At 70.3% G+C, this 17904-nt stretch carries 17 protein-coding genes; 6 read left to right on the top strand and 11 right to left on the bottom strand.

The genetic code is table 11. The features are described from left to right. Positions 1 to 4: 4 nt before the first annotated feature. Positions 5 to 1159, bottom strand: a complete 1155-nt coding sequence (locus ACEN98_RS11320) for a hypothetical protein (protein WP_413384347.1) — start codon at positions 1157 to 1159, stop codon at positions 5 to 7. 258 nt (positions 1160 to 1417) lie between these two features. On the opposite strand from ACEN98_RS11320, the gene ACEN98_RS11315 reads away from it, so the two are divergent. Then, positions 1418 to 2431, top strand: coding sequence for a hypothetical protein (locus tag ACEN98_RS11315; RefSeq protein WP_413384345.1), 1014 nt, complete (start codon positions 1418 to 1420; stop codon positions 2429 to 2431). 611 nt (positions 2432 to 3042) lie between these two features. Here the strand turns inward: ACEN98_RS11315 and sctC are convergent. From sctC to ACEN98_RS11265, 10 genes are all read right to left on the bottom strand, one after another. Next, the gene (gene sctC / locus ACEN98_RS11310; RefSeq protein WP_413384342.1) at positions 3043 to 4968 is read right to left on the bottom strand and encodes a type III secretion system outer membrane ring subunit SctC; all 1926 of its coding nucleotides are present in this window, start codon (positions 4966 to 4968) and stop codon (positions 3043 to 3045) included. An 11-nt stretch (positions 4969 to 4979) separates the two neighbouring features. After that, entirely contained in the window at positions 4980 to 6428 is a 1449-nt protein-coding gene (locus ACEN98_RS11305; protein WP_413384339.1) for a helix-turn-helix transcriptional regulator, read from the bottom strand. A 202-nt stretch (positions 6429 to 6630) separates the two neighbouring features. Next, a complete protein-coding gene (gene sctT, locus ACEN98_RS11300) occupies positions 6631 to 7461 on the bottom strand; it encodes a type III secretion system export apparatus subunit SctT (RefSeq protein ID WP_413384336.1) in 831 nt (276 codons plus the stop codon). After that, a complete protein-coding gene (locus ACEN98_RS11295; protein ID WP_413384333.1) occupies positions 7458 to 7955 on the bottom strand; it encodes a hypothetical protein in 498 nt (165 codons plus the stop codon). The genes sctT and ACEN98_RS11295 overlap by 4 nt, the downstream gene beginning before the upstream one ends. Next, positions 7952 to 9274 (bottom strand): type III secretion system ATPase SctN, encoded by a 1323-nt coding sequence (gene sctN, locus ACEN98_RS11290; RefSeq protein ID WP_413384331.1) that lies wholly within the window; start codon positions 9272 to 9274, stop codon positions 7952 to 7954. Before sctN ends, ACEN98_RS11295 begins: the two co-directional genes overlap by 4 nt. Then, positions 9271 to 10107 carry a type III secretion system stator protein SctL gene (gene sctL, locus ACEN98_RS11285; protein WP_413384329.1) on the bottom strand — a complete coding sequence of 279 codons (837 nt, stop codon included), beginning with the start codon at positions 10105 to 10107 and terminating at the stop codon, positions 9271 to 9273. Before sctL ends, sctN begins: the two co-directional genes overlap by 4 nt. Next, positions 10104 to 10718 (bottom strand): hypothetical protein, encoded by a 615-nt coding sequence (locus ACEN98_RS11280; protein WP_413384327.1) that lies wholly within the window; start codon positions 10716 to 10718, stop codon positions 10104 to 10106. The genes sctL and ACEN98_RS11280 overlap by 4 nt, the downstream gene beginning before the upstream one ends. Next, entirely contained in the window at positions 10715 to 11482 is a 768-nt protein-coding gene (gene sctJ / locus ACEN98_RS11275; protein WP_413384324.1) for a type III secretion system inner membrane ring lipoprotein SctJ, read from the bottom strand. The genes ACEN98_RS11280 and sctJ overlap by 4 nt, the downstream gene beginning before the upstream one ends. Position 11483: 1 nt before the next feature. Then, positions 11484 to 11891, bottom strand: a complete 408-nt coding sequence (locus ACEN98_RS11270; RefSeq protein WP_413384322.1) for a hypothetical protein — start codon at positions 11889 to 11891, stop codon at positions 11484 to 11486. A 10-nt stretch (positions 11892 to 11901) separates the two neighbouring features. Next, positions 11902 to 12372: an HrpB1 family type III secretion system apparatus protein gene (locus ACEN98_RS11265; protein WP_413346725.1), complete on the bottom strand. Its 471-nt coding sequence runs from the start codon at positions 12370 to 12372 to the stop codon at positions 11902 to 11904. 219 nt (positions 12373 to 12591) lie between these two features. Here ACEN98_RS11265 and sctU point away from each other — a divergent pair, with 219 nt between their 5' ends. The 5 genes from sctU to sctR all read left to right on the top strand — a co-directional run bounded on the left by sctU (position 12592) and on the right by sctR (position 17903). Further along, positions 12592 to 13656 (top strand): type III secretion system export apparatus subunit SctU, encoded by a 1065-nt coding sequence (gene sctU, locus ACEN98_RS11260; protein WP_413384320.1) that lies wholly within the window; start codon positions 12592 to 12594, stop codon positions 13654 to 13656. Positions 13657 to 13659: 3 nt separating this feature from the next. Then, entirely contained in the window at positions 13660 to 15576 is a 1917-nt protein-coding gene (locus ACEN98_RS11255) for an FHIPEP family type III secretion protein (RefSeq protein ID WP_413384317.1), read from the top strand. Between the two features lie 332 nt (positions 15577 to 15908). Next, a complete protein-coding gene (sctP, locus tag ACEN98_RS11250; protein ID WP_413384315.1) occupies positions 15909 to 16196 on the top strand; it encodes a type III secretion system protein SctP in 288 nt (95 codons plus the stop codon). An 8-nt stretch (positions 16197 to 16204) separates the two neighbouring features. After that, positions 16205 to 17272, top strand: coding sequence for a type III secretion system cytoplasmic ring protein SctQ (gene sctQ, locus ACEN98_RS11245; protein WP_413384313.1), 1068 nt, complete (start codon positions 16205 to 16207; stop codon positions 17270 to 17272). Next, the gene (gene sctR / locus ACEN98_RS11240) at positions 17256 to 17903 is read left to right on the top strand and encodes a type III secretion system export apparatus subunit SctR (protein ID WP_413346112.1); all 648 of its coding nucleotides are present in this window, start codon (positions 17256 to 17258) and stop codon (positions 17901 to 17903) included. Before sctQ ends, sctR begins: the two co-directional genes overlap by 17 nt. The last annotated feature ends 1 nt before the right edge of the window (position 17904 follow it).

Below are 17904 nucleotides of genomic sequence, written 5' to 3'. Positions count from 1 at the left end.
GCGGTCAGGCCGGGGGCGTGCCGTCCGCATCCACGGCAGCGCCGGCAAACGCCGCATCGCGCACGGCGCGCAAGGCGTCGGGATCGAAGCGCCTGCCGTCGCCGCCGCGGGCGTGCTCCCAGGCGCGCAGGTCCTGCCCGACGAACGCCGGCGTGAGCACGTGCCGCGCGAACGCCCGCATGCGCGGCCGCGCATCCAGCACCAGGCGCTCGTAGTTGCCGGTCGTGATGGCGCGGCGCGCGGCGGGCGTCAACGTATCCAGCAATGGCTGGTACAGCGCATCGATCGCATGCCACAGCGCCGCCCGTTCGCGCGCGTCGAGCGCCTCGGAGCCGAACAGGAAGCGGTCCGGGTGATCGTCGATCAGCCGCGCCCATGCCCGCACCGACGCGTGGTCCGGCATCTCCCGGCCGTCCGCACCGGTGCGCAGCATGATCTGGCGCGCGATGCGCGACCACGCCAGGTCGACGTGGACGTGCCCCATGCACGGATCGGCCAGGATCGAACGCAGACAGGCGGCGTGGTCGACGGGCTGCTCGACGAAGCGCCCGACGCCGCCGCAATGCGCCCACAGGATGGTCGTGGCGCGCGCCGAGGGCATGGCGAACAGCGCCTCGATCGGACCCGCGCCGGCGGCCGCGTCGACGTCGCAGTACAGCACTACCGGCATGTACATGACGCCGGCGGTGGCGATCACGTCGCGCAGCGCCTGCGCCCTCCAGGTCAACCCGGCGTCGCCGGTGCCGGCGGCCATGCGCGGGTACGCGGCGAGCTTGAACAACCGCGCCTGCACGCTCGCCGGCTCGCCGCGCAACCGGTACGTGAACATCGGATCGAGCCGGTCGTCGCCGGGGCGGCACAGCCGGGAAATGGCGACGAACAGTGCGACGCCCGGGTCAGGCTCCACGTCCGCCACGTCGTCCGGCACCTCGTCCGGCGCGGCGGGTCCGGCGAACAGGCGGGCCGACGCGACCCTGGCCCGGCTGCCGGCGCCGCCAGAGGACTTGGCCGCGAGGACGTCGGGCGCACCCGGTGTCAACAGCGTCGTGTTCCCCCTGCTGCGAGAAACGCCGGCCGCGCGGGAGGTAGCGGCCACATCGGCCGTCGAGTCGAGTGCCGGTGGCGTGGGATACGCGGCGGCGCCGTGTATGCGTGTCATGCGGATTCCTTGAATGCGAATGGCCGCCATCTTAGGGATCCGCCGGCGCGCCCGCGCGACCGCCAGCGAAGCGCGGCCCGTCCCGGCGAAGCGCCGGCCTGACTTCGGCGCCAACCGCACCTCTTCGCATCCCGCCCCGGCCGGGGACCGCCATTCTCTTACGCTACGTACCAGGAGGATCGCGTTTGCGATTCTGCGCGGCCAAACCTTTTCACTCTCCCGCAACCCAACGCGCACCGGCGCATCGAGGAGCACAGCATGAGCAGTATATTTACAAAAATGAAACACGCGTTTCAACATCTCGGCCACGATATCGAGAAGGCCGCCGGCGCGGTCGCCCACGGCGTCGAGCACCTCGCGAAGAAACTGGCGCACGACGTCCTCAACGTGTTGAAGGATGCGCTCGACCTGACCGAAGCGCTCATGCAGGGCAACATGAAGCTGGCGCTGCAGGACCTCGCCAAGCTCGGCTCGGACCTGGAAAAGACGGCGGCGGACGCGGCCACCGGCACCGCCGACATGGCCCTCAAGACGCTCGGCGACCTCCACCTCGGCAAGGGCTTCGACCACCTCGTCGCGGATGTCGAAAAAGGATTGGAAACCGTCAAGGATGCGGTCAACAAGGGCACCGACGCGGGCCTGAAGGACCTGGTCAATTCGGCCGAGGGCATCGTCGAACATTCGCTCAGCGCCGTCAAGGACCTGGCCCATGGCGACCTGAAGGGGATGATGGGCGAACTCGGCCACGTCGGCGAGGATGCGCTCAACCTGGCGGCCGACCTGACCCCGGAAGGCATGGGCACCACGATCGCGGCCTCGGCCCTGTCGGCCCTGCACATCGGCAACGACCAGATCAACGGCGCGATTGCCGGCCTGATGCATGGCAATGTCGGCAAGGTGGTCAAATCGGCGGTGGAGACCGGCACGAACGCGGGCGCGACCGCGCTGGCGAACGGCACCGTCAGCGACGCGGTCTTCGGCAGCGCCGCAGTGCTGACGGCGGCGTCGCTCGTCCCGGGCGGACGCGGCAAGAAAGGCGGCCACACGTCCACGACCAGTCACGTGTCGGAACCGTCCAAGCCGTCGAAGGGCGAGCACAAGACCGGGAAGACCGGGCAGAAAGACGACAAGAAAGCGGACAAGAAGGACAAGAAAGACAAGAAAGAAGAAAAGGACGGGAAGGACGACGACAAGGGCAGCGACAAGTCGCCTAAAATCTTCATCCCGCCGACGAAGAACGATGCGTTTACGCGCAACGTCAAGCGGGTGTAGAAGCCTGCGATCCGTGCGCAAGCGGCGTCACGGCGAAGCGGGTAACGACCATGCGTCGTTACCCGCTTTTTCTTTGATGAGCGTTGTCGCCAGGAGCGTGACAGCGCGTTGCGGCGGCCTCACTCATGGCGAGCGGTGTCCCTGTCGGGGCGTTATGGCTGCGTCCGCAAGCGACGCAGCGAGGGCGCTGCCGGTCACGCGCAGCCTGCCCGATCGGGGCGATGCACGCGGCCGGATGCGCAATGCTGGCGCTCCATTCCCTCAGACGGGCAAGCGCGCTGGCCGACAATTCCACCGCGGACAGCGAGGCAAACAATTCGTCGACCGACAGGCTGCGCATCGCCGCTCCCGATGAGTTATCTCGACGATTCGCATGACCACGGCGACGATTTGACGTTCACATGACTCGCGCGAACACAGCCTTTAAAAACGGCGTTACGGGCAGGTGGAGGATGCAACAGTATCGTGCCGGAACACGTAAGCCCGGCAATGGACGCGTGAAACGGCAGCACGCTGCCGCTGCACTCATGCAGCCAGGTACACGGAGAATTGCGATTCGGGAGTCATGCCGTTCAGTCGGGACTGAACGGCCCGGCCGCTTGCGGCGCGTCTCAGGGAACGGCCACGGGCGCGGCCGCGTGCTTCATGCGGCAAGCCAGGCGCGGCTTCCTGGCGGGGGCGGGCACGGCGGCCTGGCGCGCGCTTTCCGTCGCGCCGATCCCGCCGACGGCCGGCGACAGCACCCGCGGGGTCAGCAGGAACATGCGCTGGTAGTGCTGCCCTTCGTGCTTGCGATAGCGGAACAGGTCGCCGATCACGGGCAGCTTCGAGAGGCCCGGCACCGCCGTTTCGGTGTTGTCGTCCTGCGTGACGGAGTAGCCCGCGATCAGCAGGCTCTCGCCTTCGTTGATCAGGGCCTGCGTATCGATGGTGCTGTTGCTCACCACCGGCAACTGTCCCACCTGCTGGGTCGTGAGCTTGCCGTCTTCGATGTGCACGTCCATGCGGATCTGCTGCGCGCCGCCGGGCGACGTGATGATCGACGGCAGCACGCGCAGCGACACGCCGGCGGACACGCTGTACAGGTCGGCGGACTGGTAGCCGGCCACCTGCACGTAGAACGTCTTCTTGCTGTCCATCAGCGCTTCCACGTTGTCGAGCGTCTCGACCCGTGGGCTGGCGGTCACGCGCGCCTGGTCCTTCTGCTGCAGTGCGCTGATGCGGTTGAGCAGGTACTTGCCGGCGTTGCCGATCACCGTCGTCAGCACGGCGCCCTGGGGCGTGGCGGGCGAGGCGCCGGATACCGGAAAGACGCCGAAGCCGCCCGGATTGAGCGAGTCGGGATTGCCAGCCTGCTGCGCCTGGCCGTTGCCGGTCTGGAGGTCGAGGTGGCCCGTGTGCAGGCGCCAGTCGATGCCCAGTTCGTTCAGCGCGTTGTCGGTGACTTCGATGATGGTCGCGTCGATCTCGAGCACGCCGGGGCGCATGTCGAGCGACTCGATCAGGCTGGCATAGGCCGGCATGTTCTCGGCACGGTCGCGCACGAGGATGGCGTTGCCGCGCGGGTCCGCTTCGATCGACGGTCCGGCCGCCTGCGCCGGCGCGCGCTCCTCGTCCTGCGCGCGCGCCGGCGCCGGCAGTCCGGGAGGCAGGCCGGCAGACATGCCGGAAGGTGCGCCGGCCGGCGCGGCGGGCGGCGCGGGCGGCGTCATGGCGCCGAGCCCGGACAGCGCGGGCAGCGGCGGCACCCGGTTGTTCGGCACGCGCCCCACCCCGTCGTCCTGGGCTTCGCGCAGGCTCGGTATCCGGTAGGTGTCGCGCCGCACCGGTGCCGGTTCGGCGCCGGTGCCCGCGGCCTGCTGCCCGTACAGTCCGCGCAGCAGGCCCGCGACCCCGCGCACGCCGACGCTGCGCCCGTTGATCGTGATGGTCTTGTCGGTGGCCGATGCGTAGCGCAGCGGGAACCGCCGCACGACGACGGTATCGCCCTTGACCTGGACACGGTCGATCAGGCGCGCGACGTCGCTGACCAGGTCGACCAGCTGCGGCGGCCCCGATACGACGGCCGTGCGCGATACGTCGTCGTAGCGCACCGGGAAGCGCGGATCCTCGATCTGCAGCCGGGCCAGCGCCTGGCGCAAGTCGCCCGTGCCCGCATGCTGCAGGCCCAGCGTGGCGGTGCGCGCCTCGTTGGCGCCGTAGATGCGCAGCACGGCCCCGTTGTAGTACCAGAGCACGCCGAACGAGGCGACCATCTTGTCGAGGAATTGCTGCGGTGAGCTGTTGAATCGGCCGGTGACGTTTCCCTCGACCTGCGGCGAGATCCAGGTCATCACGTGCTGGCTGGCGCCGAAGTCGCGCAGCACGTCCTTGAGGTCCTTGCGGTCGGCGACGTATTCGAAACGGTTGCTCTGCCAGGGGATCCGCTCGGCGTGGGCGGGCGCGGACGCGGTCATGGCCGCGACGGCGGCCGCGGCCGCCAGGAACGTGGCGAGCCGCGAGGGCCGGCGCCGGCGTGCGAGAGTCGATGGGCTCATCACGGCGCCCCTCAACCGTAGATGGTCTCGGACGGCGACTCGTGGAACTGGCGCCGGTATCCCTTGGCCAGCACGGAACGGCTCTTCACGCCCCAGCGGCTGGCGGTGTCGACGATCGAGGCGTTGACCCGTGCGTCGCTGAGCAATTCCTCGCGGATGCCCTCCAGGCGCAGCTTGCGGATCAGGCCGCCTGGCGTCATGCCGATCGAGCTCTTGAAGGTCATCTGCAGGGCCCGTTCCGTCACGCCGATCTGGGCTGCGACTTCGCGCGTGCTCAGGTCGGCGCGCTCGAGGTTTTCGACGATGTGGCGGTAGGCGCGCCGGTATTTCGCCGGCAGGCGCGCCGACAGGTCGTCGACCGCCAGCGCGCGGCCCGCCTGCGGATGGACCGTGCCGGACTCGGGCGCCTCGCTGCGCAGGCAGCGCAGCGCTTCGGCCGTGTAATTGGCGTAGAGCTTGAGCGCCTGGACCGGGTTGCCCTGGCGCGCGGCGATCCGGGCCATGCAGTACAGATAGTCGAAATTGCAGCGGCGCGTGCCCAGCTCGGTTTCGGTGCGGTTGAGCTTACCCATCACGGCGTCGGCCACGTCGTCGAGGCCGCCGGCGAACGCCGCCAGCGCGATGTCGATCTTGGTCAGCAGGCCCTGCATGCCGCTACGGAAATTGTGCCCCTGGTGCGCGAGGGCGATCAGCGGCGCGGACGCGAGGCGGTCGCCGCCGGCCAGCGCGGCCAGGCGCTCGAGGTAGTCGTTGCGCTGCGTGATCAGGGCCGGCAGCGGCGCCAGGATGGCCGTGGTGGCCGTGAGCTTGCGTGTGACGTCGGCGCGCCCGTTGCCGGCGAGGGTCTGGACCAGCTGCGCCGAGCTCCAGAATGCGTGATCGTTCAAGGTGGTGGAGGTGCGGATGCCCAGCTGGACGTCGAACTCGCGCGCCAGCAGACCGATCACGATGCGCCAGCCCGGCTCGGCGTGGCCGTCGGCCAGCGTGGCCGCCTGCAACAGGGCGTTGTCGGCGTCGCGCTGCAGGCCCAGCTGGTGCTGCACGAGCGCGACGCCAATCAGGGCCTCGATCCGCTCGCCCGCCGTGGCGGCGCCGTCCTGCACGATGCGGGCGAAGCATTTCGCCGTCGTGGCGTAGCGGTCGCGCATCATCAGCTGCCAGCCGGTGTTCCGGCACGACATGATGCGCAGGCGGTCGTTGTCGTTGACGGTGAATTTCTGCGCGCGCCGGTACAGGTCCTCGGCGTCTTCGTCGTAACCGAGCAGCAGCGACGCGTCGCCGGCGGCCACCAGGCGCGCGACGTCCGTTTCGCCCAGCTTGCGCGCCGTGCTGTCGAGCACCTCGTCAACGGTGCAGTACGCGCGCTCGGCCGCACCGTCGAGCATGGCGCCGGCATAGCCGGGCAAGGCGGCGCGGTGTGCGAGTCCGGAACACAGGGCGAAATAGATGGTCGAAAACATGGTGCACCTCCCGATTGATCTGTTTGCTGCCGGGTTATCCCGGCGACAAGATCATGGTAAGCGCGATCCACCTCGACAAATCTCAACAAACCGCAGCGCAAATATCAACAAACCTCAAATCTCGGTTGGGCGGGCTCCCTCCCCGAGCCCACGCGAACGCCAACGCGGCGCATACGTCACGCGTGGGCACAGGGTGCACACCCTACTGCGCCGGTCCGCCGAGCATGCCCTTCGCCAGCTGGCTGCCGAGGTCGCCCAGCAGCACGTCGCCCACCACCTGCGACGCGAACACCGCCACCAGCGCGATCAGCATGATCATGCCGATCATGCCGCGCAGCGGCTGGCTGAGCGCGTTCGGCTCGAGCTTGTCGGCCGAACGGGCCATGATGCCGAGGCCGACATCGACCAGCACCAGCACCAGCATCACCGGCGTGCCGAGCTTGGCCAGTGCGGTCCACACGGTGTCGGTGCGGCCGATCAGGAACGCTTCCGCCGTGCCGGCCAGCGTGGGCAACATCACCTGCGGCGGCCACCATTTATAGGACTGGAACAGCGCGCCCAGCAGGAAGCTCATGCCGCCGCCGACGTAGAACAGCGTCGTCACCAGCTGCAGCAGCAGGTTCGACACGGGCGTGCTCTGGTCGCCGCGCAGCGGATCGGTCATCTGGATGTTGTTGAAGCCGGCCAGGTCGTCGATCAGGGTGCCCACGCTCTGCGCGATCCAGAACACCGGCGCGGCCGCGAAGCCGAACGCGAGGCCGAGGAAGGCTTCCTTGCAGGCGAGGACGACGAGCTGCGCGCTGCCGGCCGTCTCGAACGCCTGCGGCGACTGTCCGGCGGCGACGAAGAACGTGAGCACGTAGACGACGCCGTTGCGCACGGTGCCCGGCAGCGCGGTGTCGCCGGTGGCCGGCAGCACGACGAAGGCCACCATGATGCGGATGCCCGTGAGCAGCACCAGCACGATCAGCGCGTGGTAGGCGTCGTACCAGTCCATCAGGGCCCGGATCCAGGCATGGGTATCGTAGGTCATCGTTCCCTCGCAAAACGTCGGGCCAGCAGGTTGTCCACCGCTTCCTCGTCGGCGGCCAGTTCGGCGGCATGGGCCGCGGCGCGGCGTACTTCGTCCAGGCGGGCACGGCACCGGTCGAGCGCCGCGTCGGCGCGTGCCAGCCGGGCTTCGGCCGCGCGCACCCGCTCCTGGTGGCGTTCCACGGCGCCGGCCGCCTTCTGCTCCTCCTTGCGGGCCGCGTCGAGCGCGTCCTTGAGCGCCACGCGCCAGTTTTCGTGGCGCACGTAGTCGGCCACCGCCACCGCGGCGGCGCCGCGAAAGCGCGCGGCCATGCCGTCGGCGTGGGCGCCGCAGCGCCCCTTGGCCTCGTCCACCTCGCGCCTAGCCGCTGCGCAGGCGGCTTCGCGCTCGGCCAGCGCACGCCGGTCGCGCGTCAACTCTTCCTCGATGCGCTCGCGGCGCCGCGTCTTGGCGGCGACGATCGCACGCCACTTGCCGATGGCCGCCGTGCTCATTGCGGTGCGAACCCGGCGATGTAGTCATGCGTGTCCGCGCCGTCCGCGAAGTCGTCGGTGCGCTGGTTGAGGAACTCGTCGAGCGGGTCGTGCTGCGCGATCGCCTCGTCGGTCAGCGGGTCCGTGCCCTGCTGGTATTCCCCCATTTGCAGCAGCAGCTCGACGTCGTCGTACTTCGCCAGCAGCTTGCGCACGTGCCCGGCGCCGGCGCAGTGCTCCGGCGTGGCGACGAGGGTCATCACGCGGCTCAGGCTGTGCAGCACGTCGATGGCCGGGTAGCGGTTGCGCGCCGCGACCTTGCGCGACAACACCATGTGCCCGTCCAGGATACCGCGCACTTCCTCGCTGACGGGGTCGTTGCCCTCCTCGTCCTCGGCCAGCACCGTATAAAAGGCGGTGATCGATCCCTCCGGCCCCATGCCGGCCCGCTCGAGCAGGCGCGGCAGCTCGGCGAAGACCGACGGCGGAAAGCCGCGCCGCGTGGGCGGCTCGCCGGCCGCCAGGCCGATTTCGCGTTGCGCGCGGGCGAAGCGGGTCAGCGAATCCATCATCAGCAGCACGCGCAGGCCGCAGTCGCGGAAGTACTCGGCGATGGCCGTGCCGACGTGGGCCGCCTTGGCCCGCTCGATGGCGGAGCGGTCGGACGTGGCGCACACGACGACGCTGCGGGCCATGCCGTCCTCGCCGAGGATCAGTTCGATGAACTCGCGCACCTCGCGGCCGCGTTCGCCGATCAGGACGATCACGTTGACGTCGCAGGCGGCGCCGCGCGCCAGCATGCCGAGCAAGGTGCTCTTGCCGACGCCGGCCGGCGCGAAGATGCCGAAGCGCTGGCCTTCGCCGACCGTCAGCAGGCCGTCGATGACACGCACGCCCGTGTCCAGCGGCGTGTCGACCATGCGCCGGGTCAGCGGATCCGGGGCGGCGGCCATCACAGGGCGCAGAATCGCGTCCGGCGGCAGCGGTGTGCCGTCGATCGGCTGACCGAGCCCGTCGAGCACGCGCCCCAGCAGCGCTTCGCCGACCGGCACCGAGAGCGGGCGGCCGAGGCCGACCACGCGGGTCGAGCGCGACAGGCCGGTCACGTCGCCGAACGGCGCGAGCAGCGCGAACTGGCGGGTGAAACCGACCACCTCGGCGCGCTGCAGCAGCGTGCCGCGCGCGTCGCGCAGCTCGCACAGTTCGCCCAGCATGACGTCGATGCCGCCGACCTTCAGCAGCGTCCCGACGGCTTCGACCACCTTGCCGTGCCGGACCACCGTTTCGGCGGCGTCGAGCGCCCCGCCCAGCGCATCGAGGAAGGCGATGGCGTCGTTCATGGCGCGCCCCAGTCGGCGCCGTCGTCGTACGCCGCGTGCGCCGCGTCTTCCTCGCCCTCGCCCTCGCCCTCTTCCTCGTCCTCTTCCTCGTCCTCGTCCTCGTACTCTTCCTCTTCCGCGTACTCTTCCTCGTCCTCTTCCGCGGCGCCGTCTTCCCCGCTCTCCCCGGCGCCGCCCTTGAGCGCACCGATGGCGCGTTCGAGCGCGTCCAGCAGCAGCGGCAGGCCGCCGGCCACGATCCCGTGGTCCCACTCGCACACGCAGCTGCCCGCTTCCGCGTCGGGATCGGCGGTCACCATGGGATTGAGCTGCCAGCGGTGTTCCTCGCACACGGCGCGGAATGCCCGGGTCGCGGCGTCGACGTCCTCCGGCGCCACGCGCACCGCGAGGTACGAGGCGTCGTCGAGATGGCGCGACAGGTCGGCGCCGATGCGGGCGAACAGCGCGTCGCGGTCGGCGTCGCCCAAGGTGCGCGCAACCGTGCGCAGTACGACGTCGGCGATGCGCTCGCGCAGCGCCAGCAGCGCGTCATGCCCTTCCTCGGCGCCGCGCAGCATCGTCTCCTGCGCGTCTTCCAGCGCGCGCGCCGCGCCGGCCTCGTAACCGCGCTGCTCCGCCGTGTCGTACTCGGCGCGCGCCGCCTCGATCATCCGCGCCGCCTCGTCGCGCGCGGCCTGCCGCAGCGCCTCGGCTTCCTCCTCGGCGGCGGCGATCAGGCTTTCCGCCTGCGCGCGGCACTGCTCGGCGGTACCGTCGAGGGCGATCAGGCCGGCCACGTCGCCGGCCCGCAGGACATCCTGCCCGACGCCGATGCCGCCACGCGGCGATCTCAACCAAATAACCATGTGAACTCCGGAAAAATCTGCGCGGCGTCCGCCAGGAAAGGCGTGCTCGCGCCGGTTCGGGCGGCTTCGGCCGGGCGGCCGTCCACTTCACTCTGCAGCGTCAACGAGACCAGGCGCGCCGCCACGTCCAGCGTCAACGCCCCGTCGGCCACGAGCATCGCGTGGCCGCCGTCGACCAGCGCATCGTCGCCGTCGGGCGGCGCCGCGTCGGCACCGGGCGCCTGCAGGCCGAGCCGCACCAGCACGTCGAAAGCCTGTTCCCCGACCGCGCCCGCCAGCGCGCGCCGCTGCGTGCCGGAGACGATCCGCCGCAGCGCGCCGCGCGCGGGATACAGCCGCAGGGCGCCCAGCACGCGCCGCAACGCCTCCTCGTCGAGCAGTGCCAGACGATTCGCGTGCGAAACGAAACTGCTCATGGGCGCGGGGGTGCCGAGCCAGGTGGCGCGTATGCCATACCAGGTGCGCCCCGCCCCGGGCGGTACGGGCACGCCCGGGCGGCGGCAGGCGCGTTCGCCCAGCGCGGCGGCCAACGCCGCCACCCGCCGCTCGTAGGCGGCCAGCCAGTCGGCCAGGCGTTCCGGCGGCGGCGCGGCGTTCATGCGGCGCGGGCCCCGGAACGCCGCAGCACGCGCTGGACCGCCCCCTTCAGCGAGATGCCGAAGCGGCGCGCCAGCAATGCCAGCGCGGCGGCCAGCGCGAGCACGCCGAGCGCGGCGCCGCCCCAGCGCCAGGCGGCCGAACCCTTGTTCGACTCGCGCAAGGCTTCCGGCGCCGCCACGCCCTGCACCATCGTGACGCTGACGTTGTCGTAGGTGAGCCCCTCGACCGCGTGCACCACCAGGTTCTTCAGGTTGGGCGTGAGCGTGGCCACGTCCGTGCCGGGCAAATACTGGATGAAGACCGCCGCCGACGACGGCTTGACCGTGGCGGCCAGCGGATCGTTGTTCGGCAAGACGATCTGCACGTTCGCGTAGGCCACGCCGTCGATGCGCGACAGGACCTCCGACAGCTGTTGCGAGACACCGTAAATGAAGCGCACGCGCTCCTCGGTGGGCGTGGAGATCAGGCCGTCCTTCTTGAACATGTCGCCCAGGTTCTGGAAGCGCTGGTGCGGCAGCCCGTGCGCGCGCAGCACGTCCATCGCGCGGGCGAACTGGTCGCCGTCGATGTCGACGTTCCAGGTCTTGCCGCCGTCGTCGGACTGCTTCGAGGCATCGACCTGGGCCTCGAGCAGCACCGCCAGCATCTCGTTGGCGTCGCGCTCGGGCAGGTGCGCGAACAGCTGCTTGCTGCAACCGCTCAGCAGCAGGGCCGCCACGGAGGCCAGCGCGCACGCCTTCAGCAGGTTCACATGGTTGGCCATATCACTGGTTCTTCATCAAAGTCTGCACCGACGTCTTGACGCCCTGGGCCACCATCTGGCCGCCGTACATCTTGCACGCCATCTGCGCCGCCTCGAACTGGATCTTCGTGGTGGCGCCAACGAGTTCCTGCTGCGACATGTAGGGCGCCTCGGCGGCAAACCGGTCGATCCGCCCGCCGAATTGGGCGAAGGCATGGTCCTCGCGCGTGACGGCCTCGGTCATCGCCGACGGCCCGGGCGCGCGCGACGCCTCCGGCGGCGCCAGGCGCGCGGCGTCCAGCTTGCTGCGGAACAGGTCGACCAGCTCGCTGGCGGGCTGCGCGCGCGGGCCGGCCGGGGCAAGCGCCTGCGGCGCGGACGGCGGCGCCAGGGTGGAGATCGGCGGCAGGGGCTGGATGGGGATCGTCATGACGGGCTCCTCAGGCGCGCAGGTGGCGCTGCTGCATCATTTTCTGCAATTCGGCCAGGTCGACCTGCGCCTCCGGGCCGGCGGCGGCGCGGCGCGTGCTGGCCTTGCCCAGCAGCGCATTCACGATGTCGACGGAGTCCTGGTCTTCGTTGCGGTTGATGACGTCGTTGGCGTACGAGCGCCACGACGGATCCTGCAGCCCGTACAGCGCCACGGCCAGCAGCGCGTTGACGTAGGGGCCGAACGCGCCGCGCAGAGGGCGCTGTTCGAGGTCGCGCAGGTAGCGCAGCGCGCCGGCGAAGTCGTGGCGGCGGATCAGCATCCAGGCGTCATAGGCGTGCAGCTCGACGAAATTCGGGCGCAGGACGTGCAAGGCGGTGAGAACCCGTTCGGATTGCTCGAGATGGCCATGCTTGGCGCCGAACATCAAGACTTCGATCAACGCCGCAATCAGGCGGTTACTGCATTGGGATACGGACATGGTTCGCTCCTGTTGGGTGGGCCGCGCTGGACCAGGCGGCATGACGCACACCTTACCGGCCGCCCGTCCCTTCCCGCGGCCCGGAGCCGAAATCCCCGCGCGCCAAACGAAGGGCCCCGTTCGCCCACCCCGGACTTCGCGTTCGGGGCCGCCGCTTCGCGCGGGCCGCCGGCCGGCCGCGCCGCAGCGCCGACAATGCCGATCGGAAGGGGGATGCGCATGTCCGACGAAAAAACCGAACAACCCAGCGACAAGAAGCTGCGCGACGCGCGCCGCGACGGCGAGACGAGCAAGAGTACCGACCTGCCGTTCGCCGCGATCCTGCTGTGCGCCTGGCTGGGCTTCTCGCTCGCGGGCGGACGCATGGCCGAGCAATTGCGCCTGCTGCTGCTCGACGGACTCGACGTCAAGCGCGCGCAAAACGATCTGCGGGTGGCCGACGCGCTCGTCGCCGCGGCCACCCACGGCCTGGCCCTCGTGCTGCCGGTCGTGGCCGTCGCGGCGCTCGCCGCGGTCGGCGCGCTGGTGGCGCAGGTCGGCCTGCAGACCTCGTTCAAGCCGCTGGAACTCAAGTTCGACGCAATCAACCCGGCCTCGGGCCTGAAGCGCATCTTTTCGGTGCGCTCGCTGATCGACCTGCTCAAGGCGGTGCTCAAGGCCCTGCTGATCGGCGCCGTGCTGGTCCGCACCGGCATGCTGCTGGTGCCGCTGGTGCTCGGGGTGGTCTACCAGCCGGTCGGCGGCCTGGCCGACGTCGCCTGGGGCGTGCTGTGCAAGGTGTTCGGCGTGGCCGGCGTGCTGTACGCGATCATCGGCGTGGCCGACTACGGCATCCAGCACTGGCTGTTCATCCGCGACCACAAGATGAGCAAGGACGAGGTCAAGCGCGAGAACAAGGATTCCGAAGGCGACCCGCACATCAAGAACGAGCGCCGCAAGATCGGGCGTGAAAACGCCTCCGCCCCGCCGAACGAGTCGGTGGCCAACGCCAACGTGGTGGTGGTCAACCCGACCCATTACGCGGTGGCGCTGCGCTACGACCCCGGCGAGACGGGCCTGCCGCGCGTGATCGCCAAGGGCGTCGATGGCGACGCCAGGGTGATCCGCGAACAGGCCATGCGCTTCGGCGTGCCGATCGTCGGCAACCCGCCGTTGGCGCGCGCGCTGTTCCTCGTGGCCGTCAACGACGCCATACCGGAACCGCTGTTCGATTCGGTCGCCGCCGTGCTGGCGTGGGTCGAGGACATGCGGGCCCCGAGTCCCAACCCCGTGACAGAGAGGTAGCCCATGAAATCATTCCGCCTGAACGACCTGGGAGGGGAAGTCTCGATCGCCGTACTCATCGTCGCGGTGATCGCCCTGATGATCCTGCCGCTGCCGACCGTCGTGATCGACGGCCTGCTGGCGCTCAATATCACGATCAGCGTGCTGCTGCTGATGGTCACGCTGTACATCCCCAACGCGACCTCGCTGTACTCGTTCCCGTCGCTGCTGCTGTTCACCACGCTGTTCCGGCTGTCGCTGAACATCGCCTCGACCAAGTCGATCCTGCTGCATGCCGAGGCCGGCCACATCATCGAAAGCTTCGGCGAGCTGGTCGTCGGCGGCAACCTGGTCGTCGGCCTGGTGGTGTTCCTGATCATCGCCATCGTCCAGTTCATCGTCATCGCCAAGGGGTCGGAGCGCGTGGCCGAGGTCGGCGCCCGCTTCACGCTGGACGCGATGCCCGGCAAGCAGATGAGTATCGACGCCGACGTGCGCGCCGGCAACCTGACCGCCGAGGAGGCGCAGCGCCGCCGCACCATGCTGTCGATCGAGAGCCAGCTGCACGGCGGCATGGACGGCGCCATGAAGTTCGTCAAGGGCGACGCCATCGCCGGGCTGGTGATCACCATGGTCAACATCCTGGCCGGCATCGTCATCGGCGTGACCTACCACAGCATGTCGGCGGCGGACGCGGCCGACCGCTTCGCCGTGCTGTCGGTGGGCGACGCGATGGTCTCGCAGATTCCTTCGCTCTTGATTTCCGTCGCGGCCGGCGTGCTCATCACCCGGGTGTCCGACGAGCACAGCAAGCCGCGCTCGCTCGGCACCGAGATCGTCAAGCAGCTGAGCACGAATTCCCGTGCGCTCTACAGCGCGGCGGCCATGCTGGTCGGCTTCGCGCTGGTGCCGGGCTTTCCGTGGCCGATGTTCCTGCTGCTCGCGGCCGCGCTGTTCGCCGGCGCGCGCATCATGGGCAAGCAGGTGCTCGACCAACAGCCGGCCGCCGGCCCGGAACTGAGCGCGCTGCGCGCCGACGGCGCCAAGGGCCAGGCCCCGACTATCGCCGCGCAGGCGCCGGCGTTTTCCGCGCCGCTGTCCGTGCGCCTGTCGCCCGCGCTCGCCGACCGCCTCGATGCGGCCGAGCTGAACCGTGCATTCGCGGCCGTCCGCGGCGTCCTCGTCGACGAGCTGGGGCTGCCGTTCCCGCGCGCCGCCGTGTGGACGACCGATTCCCTCGCCGGCATGGCGGTCGAGATCATGCTGCACGACGTACCGCAGCCCGCGCTCGAGTTGCCGGCCAGGCCGGAGCGCGCCGAGCGCGCGCTGGCCGACGCCGTGGGCGTGGCGGTGCGGGAGCATGCGCACCTGTTCATCGGCGTCCAGGAAACCCAGTGGATCCTCGACCGGGTCGGCACCGAGTATCCGGGCCTCGTGGCCGAAGTGCAGAAAGTCATGCCGGTGCTGCGCATCGCCGAGGTCCTCAAGCGCCTGCTCGAGGAACACGTGCCGATCCGCAACCAGCGCGCCATCCTCGAGAGCCTCGTGAATTGGGGCGCCAAGGAAAAAGACCTGTTGCTGCTCACCGAATACGTGCGCGGCGACCTGGGCCGCTTCATCGCCCACCGCGCCGCCGGCGGCGGCCAGCTGCCGGCCATCGTGCTCGACGTCGAAGTCGAACAGACCATTCGCCAGGCGATCAAGCAGACCCCGGCGGGCAATTACCTGACCCTGGAACCGCAGCAGATCGACCAGTTGCTGGCTTCCCTGGAACGCCTGGTCGGCGCCAATCCGCCGCCGAATCTCGCGGTCGTCACGTCGATGGACATCCGGCGCTATTTCCGGCGCATGATCGCGCAGCGACTGGCGTGGCTGCAGGTGTATTCGTTCCAGGAACTGGGCGACATCGACCTGCGCCCGGTCGGCCAGCTCGGCCTGTAACGGGAGGCCCAGATGACCCGCATCCGCTCGCCGCGCGAACTGCGCATCGTGGTGGCGCAACCACCGGCGGCCGAAGCGCGCTTCGGCCAGCTGCTCGACCAGGCGCGCCAGGCGCTGGAGCGTGACCGGCCGGCCGACGACGGCGGCGCGCACGACGACGACGGCGAGGCCGGCCAGGAACGGGACGGCGGCGACGGCAATGCGCCGAACCATGGCGGCGCCCTGCCCCCGCCGCCGCGCCGCGGCTGCCCGGCGCCGGCCCGGACGACTCGAGCCGGGCGCTCGGCGCCCGGCTCGTCGCCCACTGCGCCCGCGCCGCGCAGGCCGACCTGGTGGCCGATCGGCTGGCCGAACGCATCGCCCGTTTTTGCACCGGCCCCGCGCTCGAGCACGCCGGCGGGCGCTGGGAGGTCGTGGTCGAACTCGATCCGGCCATCCTGCCTGGCACCCGCCTGCACCTGGTGCTTTCGGACGGCACGCTATCGCTTCGCTTCGACACCCGCGACACCGGGGCCCGCCAGCTAATCTGTGACAACGGCGCCGCATTGCGCAGCCGTCTGGAAGCGCGCCTCGGCGCGCATATCGCGGTCCATGTCACCGTCCACCTGGAAGTGAGCTGAGGAAGCCCATGCAAACCACAACGGCAACGACCCCGCTGGCAGACAGGCTGCGCCGCTACACGCCGGCGCTGGCCAACCTGGCACGCGCCCTGTACGACGCCCGCGGCGCGCTGCATGGCACCGTGCGGGCCGTGCCCGAGGGACCGCCGCGCACCGGCAAGACCGCGCAGTTGACCGTCGCTTGCGACCAGGGCGAGCTGCACGTCCACGTCGACGCCGACGCCGCCTTCGAGGCGATCGCCCTCGAACCGGAGGCAGCGTGCCGCGCCGCCGTGGCCAGCCTGTACCTGGCCGGCCCGCTGGCGGCGCTGGCGCGCCATGGCGCCACGCGGCCGGCGGTACGGGACGTGCGCCTCGCCGCGCCGTCCGCCTCGCGCGCCGGCGTGCTGCACCTCGAATACGACCACGACGGCGCCCCCACCGGGGCCGCCACCGGGGCCACGACGGGCGCCACCGTGGCCGGCGTGTCCGCCGCGCTGGCCGCCGCGCTGGCGGAGCGCATCGGCCCGCGCGGCCGCAGCGTCCTGACCCCGGCGCTGGCGGCGCTGGCCCTGCCGACCCGCCTGCGCCTGCGCACCCGCCACGCCACGCCCGCGCTGCTGCGCACGCTGCGTCCGGGCGACGTGCTGCTCGGGTGGCCAGCGGCCCCGGGCTTCGCGCCGCACGCGACGCTCGGCCAGGCGACCCTGCTGTGGGGCGCCGCCAACGGTCACGCCGTCCATGCGCACGCGCGCATCGATTCCCGCAACGTCATCCTGGAGAGCAGTCCCTACGCCATGAACCACGATCCCGACCTGTCCCTGCGCGCCGCGCCGGATGCCGCCTCCTCCCCGCTCGACGTCAGCGACGTCGAACTGCCGGTCCACATCGAAGTGGTGACGGTGAACCTGCCGATCGGGCAGATCGCCGCCCTGCAGCCGGGCTATATCCTCGCGTTGCCGGTCGCGCTGGCCGACGCCGACATCCGGCTCGTGGCGCACGGCCAGACCCTGGCCTTCGGGGAGCTCGTCGCCATCGGCGACCAGCTCGGCCTGCACATCCGCCGTATCGCGAACGCCGATGAACGCCGCGCCTGACGTCGGTTCGCTGCTGGTCGCCGCGCTCGCGCTGGCGGTCCTGCCGTTCGTGGCGATGGTGGTCACGTCCTACACCAAGATCGTGGTGGTGCTGGGCCTCCTGCGCAACGCGCTCGGGCTGCAGGGCGTCCCGCCCAACTCGGTCCTGAACGGCGTCGCCCTGATCGTGACGTGCTTCGTGATGGCGCCGGTCGGCATGGACGCCATGCACCGCGCGCACCTGCCGGGCGAAACGGCGGCCGGTGCCCAGGTCATGCCGCTGCTCGACGCCGGGCGCGAGCCCTTCCGGGCCTTCCTGAAGGCCCATGCGACGGAGCGCGAGAAGGCCTTCTTCCTGCGCTCGGCGCGCCAGATCTGGCCGCCCGGGCGCGCGGCCGAACTCAAGGAAGACGACCTGATCGTGCTGGCGCCGGCGTTCATCCTGAGCGAACTCACGGCCGCCTTCAAGATCGGTTTCCTGCTGTACCTGTCGTTCATCGTGATCGACCTCGTCGTCGCGAACGTGCTGATGGCGCTCGGCCTGTCGCAGGTCAGTCCGACGAACGTGGCGATTCCGTTCAAGCTGCTGCTGTTCGTCTCGCTCGACGGCTGGTCGATGCTGGTCCACGGCCTGATCTCCACCTACAAGTGAC

Origin of the sequence: Massilia sp. CT11-137 (genome assembly GCF_047302885.1) — a bacterium.
Lineage (GTDB): Bacteria > Pseudomonadota > Gammaproteobacteria > Burkholderiales > Burkholderiaceae_D > Telluria > Telluria orientalis.
The sequence above is the reverse complement of the archived record's forward strand: the minus strand, read 5'-3'. Positions and strand labels throughout refer to the sequence as shown.